Origin of the sequence: Caldimonas tepidiphila, from assembly GCF_003569765.1 — a bacterium.
Classification (GTDB): domain Bacteria; phylum Pseudomonadota; class Gammaproteobacteria; order Burkholderiales; family Burkholderiaceae_C; genus Caldimonas; species Caldimonas tepidiphila.
This window is the reverse complement of sequence record NZ_KZ983973.1, coordinates 365-14,412: the sequence shown is the minus strand read 5'-3', so window position 1 is coordinate 14,412 and position 14,048 is coordinate 365. Positions and strand designations below refer to the sequence as shown.

Sequence of the window (14,048 nt, the reverse complement as noted above, 5' to 3'; positions counted from 1 at the left end):
TCGAAGGGCACCGCGCAGGCCAGCGGCCCGAAGGGCTCCTCCTGCATGGCCGGCGCGTCCGGGGGGACGTCGGCCAGCAGCGTCGGCGCGACGAAGCAGCCGCCGTCGTCCGCGTCGAAACCGGTGAGCTGCCGTGCACCCGCCGCGACGGTGCGGGACACCAGCGACTGCACCGCCTCCTGCCGGCGCCCGTTGGCAACCGGCCCCATCTGCGTGCCGGGCTGCAGGCCGGCACCGAGCTTCAGCCCCGTCGCGGCCGCCGCGAAGGCGTCCAGGAAGGCGCCGTAGAGCCGGCGCTGCACATAGAAGCGCGTCGGCGCCAGGCAGGCCTGCCCCGCGTTGCGGAACTTCTGCGCGACCAGCAGCGGCACCGCGCGGTCCAGGTCCGCGTCGGCGCAGAGCAGCACCGGCGCATGGCCGCCCAGCTCCAGCGTGATGCGTTTCAGGTGCCGGCCCGACTGCTCGGCGAGCTGCCGCCCCACCGGCACCGAGCCGGTGAAGCTGATCTTGCGGATCGCGGGCGAGGCGATCAGCTGCTGCGATATCTCGGCCGGGTTGCCGTAGAGCAACTGCAGCGCGCCCTCAGGCAGCTCCTCGGCGAGGCACTCGACCATCGCGGCCACCGCCGCCGGCGTCTCCTCGGGCGCCTTTAGGACGATCGAGCAGCCGGCGGCCAGCGCGCCGCCGAGCTTGCGGGCCGACAGCACCAGCGGGAAGTTCCAGGGCGAGAAGGCCGCCACCGGCCCGACCGGCTGCTTGAGCACCTGCATGCTGGTGCCCGGCGCGCGCGCCGGAAGGATCCGGCCGTGGACGCGGCGCGCCTCCTCCGCGTACCACTTGATCAGGTCGGCGGCCATCGCGCACTCGGCGCGCGCCTCCGCCAGCGGCTTGCCCTCTTCCAGCGTCAGCAGGGTCGCGATCGACTCCAGGCGCTCGCGCATGCGCGCCACGCCCCGCTCCAGCCGGGCGCAGCGCTCGTGGGCCGGCACGCGGCGCCAGGCCTCGAAGCCGCGCTCGCTCGCCGCGATCGCCTCCGCGACGTCGGCGGCATCGGCCAGCAGCAGCTCGTCGAGCACCTCGCGCGTCGCCGGGTCGATCACCGCGCGGCGCGCGCGGCCCGCGGGGGCGCGCCAGCGGCCGCCGATCAGCTGCGGCGGGCAGCGGTAGTCCGGGCGGCTCATATGTTGCGCCCCCCGTCGACGTCGAGGCAGACCCCCGTCAGGAAGCTCGCGTCGTCGGAGGCGAGGAAGGCCACCGCGCCGGCCACGTCGTCGGGCCGGGTGAAGCGGCCGAGCGGGATGCGGGCGAGGAACTTCTGGCGGTTCTCGGGCGTGTCGGCCATGCCCATGAAGTCGGCCATCATCGGCGTCTCGCCGATCATCGGGTTGACCGCGTTGATGCGCACGCCGTCCTTCGCGAACTCCAGCGCCAGGCCGCGCGTCAGGTTGATCATCGCGGCCTTGCTGGCGCTGTACCAGGTCAGGCCGGGGCCGGGTCGCACGCCGGTGGTCGACGCGACGTTGATCATGCAGCCGCCGCCCTGGCGGCGGAAGTAGGGCAGCACCACACGCGAGGACCAGAAGATGCTCTTGAGGTTGACGCGCATCACGCGGTCGAACTCCTCTTCGCTCACCTCCAGCGCCGGCTTGTTGCGGTGCGTGGTCCCGGCGTTGTTGACCATCACGTCGAGGCGGCCGAAGTCCTGCAGCGTGGCCTCGAACACCGCGGCGAACTGCGCCTCGGAGGTCACGTCGCAGGCCCGTCCCGCGGCCCGGCCGCCCTGCTCCCGGATCTCCCAGGCCACGCGGTCGGCGCCCTCGCCGTTGAGGTCCGCGATCATCACCGCCGCGCCGCGGCGGGCGAGCGTGCGGGCAACGGCCGCCCCGAAGCCGGACGCGCCGCCAGTCACGACGGCCACCTTGTTGTCGAGCATCATCTGGATTCCTTCCTTCAAAGATCGAGCACCAGGCGGTCGCCGGCGCAACGCGATACACACACCATGAACCGCCGATTGGCGGCCCGCTCGGCCGGCGACAGCACCATGTCGCAGTGCTCCGCCTGGCCCTCCAGCAGCGTCGCCTCGCAGGAGCCGCAGATCCCCTCCCGGCAGGCGCAGGGATGCTCGATCCCCAGGCGCTCCAGTGCGTCGAGTACGCTCTCGTCCTGCGAGACTGTTGTCGTGGTCTCGGCGCGCGCGAGCACCAACTCGAAGGCGCGTCGGGTCGCTTGGGGTGTCTCCGGGGCTTGGAACAGTTCGAAGCGCACAGCCTCCGCCGGCCAGTGGGCCGCTGCCTCGCGCACCGCGGCGAGCATCGGCGCCGGCCCGCAGGCGTACAGCGCGTCCCAGCGCTGCCGCCCCAGCAGCGCGCGGAAGTCGCAGGGACGGCCCTGCACGTCGTCGAAATGCAGCGTCATCCGGTCGCCCGCCAGTGCCCGTAGCTCCTCCTGGTAGGGCAGCCGGGCGGCCGAGCGGGCGCAGGCGTGGAGCTGCCAGTCCCGCGCCTCGGCATCGCAGGTCTGCGCCATCGCGTAGATCGGCGTGATGCCGATGCCGCCGGCCAGCAGCAGCACGCGGCGGTGGGCGGGATCGAGCGCGAAGTTGTTGCGCGGTGCGCCGATGCGCAGCCGGGTGCCGACGCGCAGCTGCTCGTGGATCCAGCGCGAGCCGCCGCGGCTGTTCGCGTCGCGGCCCACCGCGACGGTGTAGGTCGCGGGGCGGGCCTCCGGCCGGGTCAGCGAGTACTGCCGGACCAGACCGCTCGGCAGGTGCAGGTCGATATGTGCGCCGGCCTCGGCGCTGGGCAACACCGTGCCGGCGACCGCCGGAGCGAGTTCGATCGAGACGATGTCCCGGGCCTGAGCACGCATGTCGCGCACCACGACATCGAGCAGCGTGCTCATGACCGGCCCTCCGTGCCCAGGGCTGCGGCCTCCTGGCGGGCCAGGCGGTCGATCAGCCAGCGCGCCTGGTTCAGGCCGGCGTCGGCCGCGATCGGTAGCATCGGGCGGCCGGGCGTCTGCGAGACGATCTTCTGCTGCGCCTCAATCATGCGGCGGTCTTCCTCGAACGCGACCACCACGTCGTCGTAGATCTGCTCGGTCAGCGCGTCGTTGTCGAGCTCGAAGTTGCGCGCCTGGCAGAACCAGTAGTGGCTGGTGGTCTCGGTCTCGGGCGTCTGCACCGAGGTGTGGCGGAACTGCAGCGCCTCGGGCACACGCCGTCCCTCGGGCGCGCCGGTGCCGATCGGCGCCGAGCCGGCGTCCATGCGCAGCGTGGCCGGCGGCGTCCACTGGTAGACCTGCCAGCGGTCGACCTTGCCGCTGAAGCGGGCGACCCTGCGGTGCAGCGCGGGCATCTCGTCGTCGAGGTACCAGCGCGTGATGCTCAGCCGGCCGCGCCCCTCGGTGCTGCGCTCGATGGTCGGCCGCAGCTCCGCGGCACTCGCGGTGCCGAGCGTGGTCGGGTGCACCCAGGCCAGGTGCGTGAAGTCGAGCAGGTTGTCGACGATCAGCTTGTAGTTGGCCTGGTAGTGGATGTAGCCCGGCTTCATGCGCCACTCGGGCGAGTCGTGCCAGAAGAAGTCGTCGATGTCCGAGGCATCGGCGCGCGCCGGATCGCCCATCCAGATCCACACGAAGCGGTCGCGCTCGACCACCGGGTAGCTGCGCACGCAGGTGTTGGGCGGGACGACCGCCTGGCCGGGGATCTCGACGCAGGCGCCGCTCGCGTCGAACTTCATGCCGTGGTACATGCAGCGCACGCAGTCGCCCTCGTGGCGGCCGATGGACAGCGGTGCGGCGCGGTGGCAGCAGCGGTTCTCGAGCGCGACCGCGCGGCCCTTCGTGTCGCGGTAGAAGACCACCGGCTCGCCCAGCAGCGTGCGCGCCAGGAAGCCCTCCCGCGGCACCTCGATGTCCCAGGCCGCGACGTACCAGCAATTGCGAAGAAACATGTCAATCCTCCAAGGGGAAACTCGAACACACAGGTTCCTGCAGGCTTCGCGGGCGCGATCCGCCCCGAGGCGCGGCCCTGCGGCCCGCCTGGAAACCCGTCCGGATGCTTTTTTCTTTGAGAGGGACGCCCGGCCCTAGGCGAAGCCGGCGCAGGTGTCCCCGGGGAAGAGCGGCGGCCGGCTCATGCCAGCCGCTCCTCGGGCGCCGCCGGCCGCAGCCGGGCCCACAGGGGCTGTAGCAGCGCGAGCACGCAGCAGGCGAGCAGCACCGCGGCGATGGGGCGCGTCACGAAGATCGACCAGGCGCCCTCGCTGACCGACAGCGTCTGCCGCAGCGAGGACTCCAGCACGTCCCCGAGCACCAGCCCGAGCACGAGCGGTACCACCGGGATCTGCGCCACCGCGCAGGCCCAGCCCAGCACGCCGGCGGCCAGCGCGATCCACACGCCGTACATCGAGTTCGCGCTCGAGTAGCCGCCGACGAAGCACAGCATCAGGATGGCGCAACCGAGCCAGCGCGGGTCGACTTGGCTAAGCCGCGCGAAGGGCTTCGCGAGGAAGAGCAGGCACACGAGGATCACGACGTTGATCGCGATCAGCGCCGCGAAGATGCCGTAGGCGAGGTGGGGCTCGTCCGCGAACAGCGTCGGCCCGGGGACGATGCCGTGCACGATGAAGACGCCCATCATGATCGCGGTGATCGCGTCGCCCGGGATGCCCAGCGCCAGCACGGTCAGCATCGCGCCTCCGCTGTTGGCGTTGTTGGCGGTCTCGGCCGCGACGATGCCCTCCGGATTGCCCTGGCCGAAGGACTGCGGGTCGGCCGACTGGCGCTTCGCGGCGAAGTAGGCGAGCGTCGTCGACAGCGCCGAGCCGATGCCGGGCAGCACGCCGATGCCGGTGCCGATCAGCAGCGAGCGCAACAGCGTACGGGGGTAGCGGAAGGGTTCGAGGAAATGCGCCAGGCGCGGACGGCCGAGCGGCGCCTCGGGTAGGGCGACCGCGGCGTCCGGCCGCTTGGAGATCAGCACCAGCGCCTGCGCGACGCCGAACAGCCCGATCACGATCGGCACCAGCGGCAGGCCGCTCTGCAGCTCTGTCAGTCCGAAGGTGAAGCGGTACTCGTTCGACATCGAGTCGATGCCGACCGTGCCGACCAGCAGGCCCACGCCGATCATCATCGCCGCCGCGGCGAACTGCTTCTGGTAGGCCCGGGCGATGAAGATCAGCGCCAGCAGCGCCGCCAGGCAGCGCTCGGCCGCGCCGAAGCGGCTGGTGAAGCCCGACACCGGGCCGGCGACCAAGCCGAGCACCAGCGCGCTGAACACGCCGCCGATCAGCGCCGACGCGAAGGCCAGCGACAGCGCACGCTCGGCCTCGCCGCGCTGCGCCATCGGGTGGCCGTCGAACATCGTCATGATCGACGAGGCCTCGCCCGGCGTCTTGATCAGGATGGAGGTCACGGCGCCGCCGTAGTAGGCGCCGACGTAGATGCCCAGCAGCAGGCCCAGGCCGGCCAGCGGCGGCAGGCCGTAGGTCATCGGCAGCAGCATCGCGATCGCCACGCCCGGCCCGATGCCGGGCAGGATGCCGATCACGATGCCGAGCACGCTGCCCGCGAGCAGGGCCAGCATCACCGGCAGGCTCGCGAGCGCGCCGAATCCGATCAGGGGGTCGAACATGATTCATCCGATGAGTTCGAGCACGCGGGGCGCGGGAAACCAGACGTCGAAGCCCAGCACGAAGACGAGGTGGAGCAGCGTCGCGAGCACGAGCGCGAACACCAGCGCGCGGCGGGCGCCGAGCCCGGCGGCGTGCGCCAGCAACCCGGCGACCACGACGACCGAGGGCACGAAGCCGATCCAGCCGGTCAGCAGCGCCATCGCGACGAGGCCGGCGACGCCGGCGGCCACCAGCGGGCCGCGGCTGCCGCGGGCGTCCACCTCGGCGTCGGCCTCGTCGTCCCCGCCCGCGGCCCTCGCCGCGCCGCGCAGCCTCAGCAGCTGCGCCAGCGCACCCAGCGCGACGAGCGTGATCGCCAGCAGCGGGAACAGCCGCGCCGACTCGTACCAAGCCAGCCCGCTCTCGCTGCCGGAGATCCAGCGGTCTAGGCGCAGGCCGAGCACGAGCGAGACCCCGAGAAAACCGGCACACAGGCCGCGAGCGACAGCGCGAGACACGGGCGGCCTCACTTCTTGATCAGGCCGAGCGAATCCATCACCGGACGCAGCCAGGCCTCGTCCTCGCGGATGCGCGCGACGGTCTGCTGCGGGTCCAGGTAGGGGAAGAGCGTGCCGGACTTCTCCGCGTAGTCCTTGACGACCGGGTCGTTGAGCGACTCGCGCAACACCGCGCTGAGCTTCTGCACGATCTCGGGCGGCGTGCCCTTCGGCGCGAACAGGCCGGTCCAGATCAACACGTCGAAGCCGTAGCCCAGCTCCTTGACGGTCGGCACGTCGGGGAAGGCCGGCAGGCGCTGCGGCGCCATCGTCGCGAGCACCCGGGCCTGCCCGGCCTTGACTTGGCCGACGATGTTGATCGACTCGACCGTGATCAGGTCGGCGTCGCCGGCACGCAGCTGCGTGTAGCCGGGCGAGGGGAAGCTCACCAGCTTGGGCTTCCAGCCGTCCGTGCCCGACAGCCGCACCACCGTCTGCGTCGGCACCGCGCCCGGGCCGAAGTTGCCGAGGATGACCGGCTTGCCGCCGGCGGCGTGCGCGGCGACCTCCTTCATCGTCTTGTAGGGTGCGTCGGCCTTCGTCGCGACGACGAAGGGCAGCACGCTGTAGATGCCGATCGGCGTCATGTCGTCGAAGCCGTAGGGCGCGTTGCCGGCGACGACCTGCGAGACCGCCGGGCCGATGTTCACCGAGCCGAGCGTGTAGCCGTCGGGGCGGGCCTTGACGAACTCGGCGGTGCCGATCACCGCCTGACCGCCCGGCTTGTTGATGACCTGCATCGGCACGCCCAGGCGCTTGGACATCGCCTGGGCCAGCGTGCGCATCCCGACGTCGGCCGAGGTGCCGGCCGGCCACGGCACGATCACCTCGATGGGCTTGGCGGGGTAGGTGCCGCCGGCCAGCGCGGGGGAAGCGAGGCCGAGGGCCGGAGCGGCGAGCAGCAGGGAACGCAGGAGCAGACGGCGGGTGGCGTCTTTCATGGGGATGTCTCCGTCGGTTTAGAGGTCTGGAAGCGATGGTAGGCAGACGGGGACATAGCCACTAAATCGTTTTTTATTGACTATGATCAAGAACCAATATCTTGGTAACAACCCGAAGACCCGTGAAGCTCCAGACCCTCCAGGCGCTCGTGACCGTCGTCGAAGCGGGCAGCATCCGGGCGGCCGCGAAGGAGCTGCACGTCTCGCAGCCGGCCCTGACGCTGGCGATCCAGCAGCTCGAGGAGGAGCTCCACGCCCCGCTGCTGATCCGCACCAAGCAGGGCGTGCTGCCGACCGCTTTCGGCGAAGCATTCCTGCGGCACGCCCGTCTCATCACGGCAGAGGCGCAGCGTGCGAAGGACGAGATCGCGCAGCTGCGCGGACGCTGGGAGGGAACCCTTTCGTTCGCCACCTCGCCCGCGGTCGCGCTGGGCGGACTGCCGCGGGCCTTGCGCGTGTTCCGTGAGAAGTACCCATCCATCAAGGTCCAAGCCCGCGATGGCCTCTACCCGGGCGTCTCCCCCGCACTGCGTGAAGGGACGCTCGACTTCGCGATCACCCCGGTGCACCTCAACCAAGTCGAGCCCGATTTCGTCGCCGAGCCGCTCTACATGGCCGACATCGTGATCGTCGCGCGGCGGGGGCATGCGCTGGCCCAGGCGACAAGCCTGCGCGAGTTGCAGCACTCCGACTGGATCTTCACGAGTGCTCCCCGTGGACCCGGTGCAATGATCCGGGAGATGTTCGAGTCCTTAGGGCTGGGAGAGCCGCGCATGGGGATGGTCTGCGAGTCCTTCCTCGCGTTGCCCGGCATCGTGGCCATGTCTGACATGGTGGCGACCATGCCCCGCTCCTTGTACGTGAGCAACTCCTATCGGGAGGACCTGACTATCGTGCCCGTGGAGGAGCCAGTGCCGAGTCCGACCATCTGCGTGCTGCGTCGGCACGATCTTCCGCTCACTCCTGCAGCGCAGGCGTTAACGGGCTGGATCCGGCATTTTGCGGTTCCCCGCTCGTCGATATCGGACTCGAAGAGGTAGGCAGCCTCTTTCGGATAGGCGTCATGGAGTCGTGGATGTGCGGCCCCGGGATGAGGTGCTCGCCTGCTGGCCGAGCGCTACGGGCCGCAGGCCCATCCGAGCGTGGGCGTCAGAGTGCGCTGCAAGGAGATTCCTAGCTTCGTGGACTTCGTGCACCACAGCAACGCTGTGCTGCTGGCCATCCGTGGTGCAGCGCCCGACCTTGTGGAGTTGCCACTGAAGCCAGCGCGCAGCGGCACAGCACGCTAATCGGTCGGGAATTCGTGCACAGGCACTTGAAGAGAGAAGGGAGTAAGCAAGGGATGGACGCCCCCACCCAGTGAAAGCCGTCTACTAGGCGTTTGGTGTGGCGCACTCGCATCTCCATACCTTGAATACCATGCAGCCGATTGGAGTGACCGTCGTCGTGGCCACTCCCAGCTTGGACGGTAAGCTCCCCCGCCCTACTCGTCGCCCAGTTGACCCGCGACCTCCAGCAGTTGCTGCGGCGTCGGCTTGTCCCAGTGCTCACCGATGCTTGCCGCAGCATAAAAACGGACCATCTCATGCAGCACCATGGGATGCTGCCAGCCGCTCGTCTGCAACCGCTTGCGGATGGACGGATGGACTTTGCGCGCCTCCATGTCGTCAAGGAGCAGTGCCGCAATGCGCGTCTGCTCCTCTTCCGACAGGGACTGCAAATCGCTGATGACCTTCTCGCGGCGTCGGCGCAGCCACTCCTCCTGCCAACGGGCATGGCGCTTGGACTCTATTACCATGTTCTGACGAGGCGCTGCCGGCTGATTCGCGATCTCGATCGTTTCTTTCTTGGGAGCTCGACTAGCCTCGCCCGTCAGCAGGGTCCTGAGATAGCGATACGGGTCCCGCAAGGGCTCGGGATAGGCGGTGGCAATGCGCTTTTCGAGCGCGTCCAGCCCTGCTCGCAAGGCGGCATCGCCGTGCTCGTGCAGCAGTTCCTCCGCGTGCAGATCGTCGATGCCCAGCTTCTGTGCGCGGATCACCAACGACAGGTCAAGCGGAGCCGGAGGGGCGCGCAAGGGTAGTGCCGCCTGTGCCTTCTTCGCGACCTTGAACTGCAGCTCCGAGATGAAGCGCCCAGCCTTGTGCTCGACCAGTTCCACCGTGATGTCGGTAATCGCATTGACTTCGGCAATTGCCAACTTGAGAACGTCTCGTTTGAAGAAGCGGTATTCCTGCTTTCGCGTCTTGTCCGTTTCCGGCTTGCCGCTTAGCACGGGACGCCACCATGACCAGGGCTGCCGCGCGGTACGTCCGACGTCCCGGTAGCGCGAGCAGATCTCGTAGAGGGCGATGCCGCCATGCGAGCGCAACTGCGAGATGATCTCGATCGACAGCCGCGCGAACACGCTCGGCTGCAGCAGTTCCTGCTTGAGCTTGACGGAATAGGACCACTCCAGCCATACCTGGCCGCGTTCACGCTTGATCTCGGCATGTCCAATCAGACCGCTGACGGCCCACGTGGACCCCTCCCCGGTGGTTGGCGACTGCCACTCGACAGTGGTGGACGCCATGGCCCGCAGGTGCTTCTTGACCAGCGCGGTGTCGTTGGAATCGAAGTCCAGACCTCGAATCACGTTGGACAGCGGCGCTCGGAAAATGTCCTTCTCTAGCCCCTGCTCCTGCGCGAGGTAGAGCATGACGTTGTAGGACTTACGAAACAACGGGGTGATGCGCTTGCTTTGCGGGACGATGGCCAGCGCGTTGACGGGCTTGCGCAGGAGATCCGCCGAGCCTCCTTCCGACGGCACCATAGACCTTGCGGCACGTGGCGTTGTGCTGCGTTTCCTAGGAGGGGGGGAGCGGTCATCGTCGAGCATGCGGCAATGTACATGATGAGGTGAATGTTCATGTTCACGTTTGCGCCCCCTCTTCCACCTGCTTCCCGAAAACCTTCACATGATGCAGCGCGGCAAGTCTCCGGATGAACCGCCCTCCCCCACGCCAACCTCCCGAAAACCTTCACGTCACCCATCATCGCCAGCCAATGCCTGCTCCGACTGCAGGTAAAGGTCTGTACGTGCCTCATCCGTGTTCGACAGCAGCCTGAGGCATCCTGAAAACTCTCACGTCGCGAGAAAGTCGACTTGGTCATGGCTTGAAGTCCGGGCGACACAGGCACCTACACAACGTGTCCTGAAAACCTTCACGTGCCAGCTCTGCCTCTCCCTAGCTGGGTACCCAAGGCTCATCCGAGCCTTGGGACAGGGACTCCCGAGAACCTACACGCGACGCGCAGGGCGTGGCGCTTCTGCTCACGCCGCTCCCTGAGCCTTCTGGTCTGACGTTCGAACGGAGCGAGACCCAAGCCCTTCCCGAAGACTCTCACTTGTCCGCATCCCTGGACCGATGCGGACCTCCGCCCACCTTCCCAGGGCATCCCCCGAATCCCTGCACCCATGTTCCCGTTCGGCCTCACGACGCATCCTGTATCCCCTCACCTTGCTTCCCGAAAGTTCTCCGCATCTTCCCGTATCCACTCACGTAAATCATCCTAAGTTATTGATCTATAAGGAAAATCTCCACCTTAAAGGTATTAAAGAGATTGTAGGTATTGAATCTTCTAAATCCCTGGAAAGCCTTTTTGGCAAAAAGTACAACAAGAAATCGAAGGACAAGGGACCGATCAGGGCCTCCAGCAGGCCAGCTGTTGCATGAAGGTCATACATGTTGACGGAAAAGAAGTAGTTCCTCCGCTATTCGTAAAGTGCGTGGTAGGCTCCGCGCCCGGAGGATTTCATGGACCAACTCACACTCAAAGCCCCGGCGTCCATCAGTCTGGGCGCCATTGCCGATCAGGCCGCACGCGCGGTGGACATGATGTCGCAGATCCGTGCGGCAATGCTGTCGCCGACGTCGCGCAAGGCCCCGCCGATCATCAACCTGAGCCAGCTGGCGACCTTGCTCGGCGTGGAGAAGGGATCGATCGCCCATCGCATGACGCGTGGCGACTTGCCGGCGGGGCGACTCAACCAGTCAGGTAGCCGTCGGGAGTTCAGCTTGGCGGAAGCACGTGTATGGATTCGGGAGTACCACAAGGAACGGCTGCGCCCGGAGGGTGCGGAAGCCGTGACGATCAGCATCGGCAACTTCAAGGGCGGTGTGGGGAAAACCACGACTGCGATGACGCTGGCGCAGGGATTGACCTTGCTCGGGCACCGGGTGCTGGTGATCGATACTGATCCCCAGGGTTCGTTGACCACGCTCTTCGGGACCTTGCCAGATACGGAGGTGGAGGAGCAGGACACCATCCTGCCGCTCGCGATGGGCGCGGAGACTTCTATCCGCTACGCAATCCGCCCCACCTACTGGGACGGCATCGACTTGGTGGCCGCAGCCCCAGTGCTTTTTGGCGCGGAATTCGCCCTGCCGGCACGGCAGACCCAGGAGCCGGGCTTTGAGTTCTGGAACGTGCTGAACTATGGCATCGACGATGTCCGGCCGGAGTACGACGTGATCATCATCGACACGCCTCCTTCGTTGTCGTACACCACGATCAACGCCTTTATGGCTTCCAACGGCATCGTGATGCCGCTGCCCCCGAACGCGCTCGACTTCGCTTCGGCCGCACAGTTCTGGTCGCTGTTTTCAGATTTGACGAACGAGCTGCTAACGCAGCGCGGTCTCGACAAGGAATTCGATTTCATCCACATCCTGATGTCGCGCGTTGATTCCGCCGACGTCACTGCCAACATCGTCCGACAATGGATTCAGTCGACCTATGCAGAGAAGGTGCTGCCGGTCGAGATCCCGAAGACCGCGGTGACCGCGACGACGTCGGCCGAGTTCGGCACTGCATATGACGTGTCCCGCTACGACGGAAGCGCCAAGACGTTCAAGCGGGCGAGGGATGCGTACGACCTCTTTGTCAGCTATGTCGAGCGGTCCATCCAGTCTGTCTGGCGAAAGGAAGCGGATGCCGCAGCTCAGCGTAACGCCGCCAAGGCGAAGAAGACTTCGAAGGGGGGCAAGTAAATGGGCAAGAAGCTGCTTCAGAAGGCCGGGCTGATCTCGGCGCCGCTCGGTGTCCCGAAGCCCTCGGAGCCTGCCCTAGCAGCGTCCGAGGCCGCGCGGCCCAAGACGGCGCCGGGCTCGATGCTGCATTTCATGAGCCAGCAGTCGACGGCGATCCGTGAAGTCGAGGAGCTGAAGGATCGTCTGAAGGAGTTCGAAGGGGCGAATCCGGTCCGCATGATCGATGCGTCGCTCGTCGTCCCGTCGAAGTGGGCGAACCGCCACCTGAGCTCGTTCGCGACGCTGGAGTTCGAGGCCTTGAAGGAGGAAATCAGGGCGGCAGGGGGCAACGTTCAGCCAATCAAGGTGAGGCCGGCGCGTGGGGCGTTGCATGGTGCAACACCCGACATGCAGGCGCAGTACGAGGTGGTGTTCGGACATCGCCGCCATCGGGCCTGCCTGGAACTGGGACTTCCGGTCCTCGCCGTTGTCGAGGAAACGTCGGACTTGGATCTCTTCCAGCAAATGGAGCGCGAGAACCGAGCACGCAAGAATCTGAGCGCCTGGGAGCAGGGCTGCATGTACCGGCAAGCATTGGACACAGGGCTGTATCCCTCTCTGCGCAAGCTCGCCGAGGGCGTAGGCGTGGACGTCTCGATGGTGTCGCGTAGCGTTGCCCTGGCACGGCTGCCGGATGCGGTCATCGAGGCTTTTCCCAGTCCGCTCGAAATCCAGTTCGGCTGGGCCGCAGACCTAGGCGAGGCGGTGCAGAAGGATCCTGAAGGCACCTTAAAGCGAGCGAATGCACTGAAATCGATGGCGCCGCGCCTGGGCGCCCGCCAAGTGTTCGAGGCGCTGACGAAACCGGGTGAGCAGGCGTTGCACCATGCAACACCGGCGGCGATCCCGATCCAAAAGAGCGGTCACAAGGTGGCGTCACTGACCAGTGATGCAAAGGGACGGACGCTCGTCCGCATCGAGGCAGGCGTACTGCGCGAGGACCGGCGCGCTGCCCTTGCACGCCTCATAGAAGGCTTCCTCGTCAGTGACTGACGCACTCGATGCGTCCAGTGCTACGGGTAGCCGTCCCCGCTCTCTCGAGAGCGGGTTCGCGAACGCCCAATAGCCGGGATGCTGGGAGTCCCTCGATCAGACGAGGGCCTCCTTCAAGGAAGGTGGACGCGCTAGACCGCAGGTGAGGATCCCGGCAGGGGACTTCGTCTACTTCAAGTCTGTGCTCCACATGCACGGGGTGTGCCTTGAGGGCAGGGTATTGATCAATACCGTCCTGCTACTTCCTGACCCACTCCTGCGGCCCGACCAGGATGTCCCGGTGTACTTTGGAGAGTCTGGGAGCCTTCTTCCGATCGCGACTTGACGTGGTGTTGCCCCCACTGAGTTGCAAGCTTCTGAACGCACAGCGAGACCTCGAAGGGCCAGCCGTGGTCGCACGGCCGGGTTAAGAATCTACTCGAGCAAGGGCCGTCTCTTCCGTCGGACATCATGCGGTGGGGCGAATGAGCTGTACCGGCTCTTCGGTCTCTACGGGGACAAGTTCACAAGCAGCTGTTGCCGGAGGGGCGGTGTTGCATGGTGCAACGCGTCTCGATTCCTCCGCCCCTTCACAGCGCGCGGTTTAAGAAATGAAGTGTGAGGTTCGAGGGCAGGACAGGCGCTGGAACGGGGCAGGGTACTCATGTCGTCTAACCCTACTCAATGCCGCTAAGTTCTGTCGGCAGCTCGCCCTGCCACTCTAGAGCAGTAGGTCAAACTCCAAGGATGCGTTGCATGGTGCAACACCGCGTAGTTGTGAGTTCTCTTCTCCGCACCCATCACCCGCGTCGCCTCACCTTTGACAACTCCGTGACGATCAGCCGCTCCTCGGCGCGGGTGTAGATCGAGGTGGTACGCAGGTCGGCGTGC

At 66.9% G+C, this 14,048-nt stretch carries 11 protein-coding genes; 3 read left to right on the top strand and 8 right to left on the bottom strand.

The annotated features are described in order from the left end of the window. From D3A59_RS03910 to D3A59_RS03880, 7 genes are all read right to left on the bottom strand, one after another. The coding region (locus tag D3A59_RS03910; protein WP_119153610.1) for an aldehyde dehydrogenase family protein at nt 1–1,181 on the bottom strand (1,181 nt) is incomplete at its 3' end. Then, complete coding sequence (locus tag D3A59_RS03905) at nt 1,178–1,936, bottom strand: SDR family oxidoreductase (RefSeq protein WP_119153609.1); 759 nt, start codon at nt 1,934–1,936, stop codon at nt 1,178–1,180. The genes D3A59_RS03905 and D3A59_RS03910, both read right to left, overlap by 4 nt. A 14-nt stretch (nt 1,937–1,950) precedes the next feature. After that, a complete protein-coding gene (locus D3A59_RS03900; RefSeq protein WP_119153608.1) occupies nt 1,951–2,901 on the bottom strand; it encodes a PDR/VanB family oxidoreductase in 951 nt (316 codons plus the stop codon). Further along, entirely contained in the window at nt 2,898–3,953 is a 1,056-nt protein-coding gene (locus D3A59_RS03895) for an aromatic ring-hydroxylating dioxygenase subunit alpha (RefSeq protein WP_119153607.1), read from the bottom strand. Before D3A59_RS03895 ends, D3A59_RS03900 begins: the two co-directional genes overlap by 4 nt. Before the next feature lie 182 nt (nt 3,954–4,135). Next, nucleotides 4,136–5,635 (bottom strand): tripartite tricarboxylate transporter permease, encoded by a 1,500-nt coding sequence (locus D3A59_RS03890; protein WP_119153606.1) that lies wholly within the window; start codon nt 5,633–5,635, stop codon nt 4,136–4,138. Between the two features lie 3 nt (nt 5,636–5,638). Beyond that, nucleotides 5,639–6,133, bottom strand: a complete 495-nt coding sequence (locus D3A59_RS03885) for a tripartite tricarboxylate transporter TctB family protein (protein ID WP_157991391.1) — start codon at nt 6,131–6,133, stop codon at nt 5,639–5,641. 8 nt (nt 6,134–6,141) lie between these two features. Further along, the gene (locus D3A59_RS03880) at nt 6,142–7,113 is read right to left on the bottom strand and encodes a tripartite tricarboxylate transporter substrate binding protein (protein WP_119153605.1); all 972 of its coding nucleotides are present in this window, start codon (nt 7,111–7,113) and stop codon (nt 6,142–6,144) included. 122 nt (nt 7,114–7,235) lie between these two features. On the opposite strand from D3A59_RS03880, the gene D3A59_RS03875 reads away from it, so the two are divergent. Next, on the top strand, nt 7,236–8,153 hold the full coding sequence (locus tag D3A59_RS03875; protein WP_157991390.1) for a LysR substrate-binding domain-containing protein: 918 nt from the start codon (nt 7,236–7,238) through the stop codon (nt 8,151–8,153). Nucleotides 8,154–8,596: 443 nt separating this feature from the next. Here the strand turns inward: D3A59_RS03875 and D3A59_RS03870 are convergent, their stop codons facing one another. Beyond that, nucleotides 8,597–9,925 (bottom strand): replication initiation protein, encoded by a 1,329-nt coding sequence (locus D3A59_RS03870; protein WP_157991389.1) that lies wholly within the window; start codon nt 9,923–9,925, stop codon nt 8,597–8,599. 985 nt (nt 9,926–10,910) lie between these two features. Here D3A59_RS03870 and D3A59_RS03865 point away from each other — a divergent pair. Then, nucleotides 10,911–12,146, top strand: coding sequence for an AAA family ATPase (locus D3A59_RS03865; protein WP_205665104.1), 1,236 nt, complete (start codon nt 10,911–10,913; stop codon nt 12,144–12,146). Continuing rightward, nucleotides 12,147–13,178: a ParB/RepB/Spo0J family partition protein gene (locus D3A59_RS03860; RefSeq protein ID WP_119153602.1), complete on the top strand. Its 1,032-nt coding sequence runs from the start codon at nt 12,147–12,149 to the stop codon at nt 13,176–13,178. It abuts the gene before it with no gap. Nucleotides 13,179–14,048: the final 870 nt, after the last annotated feature.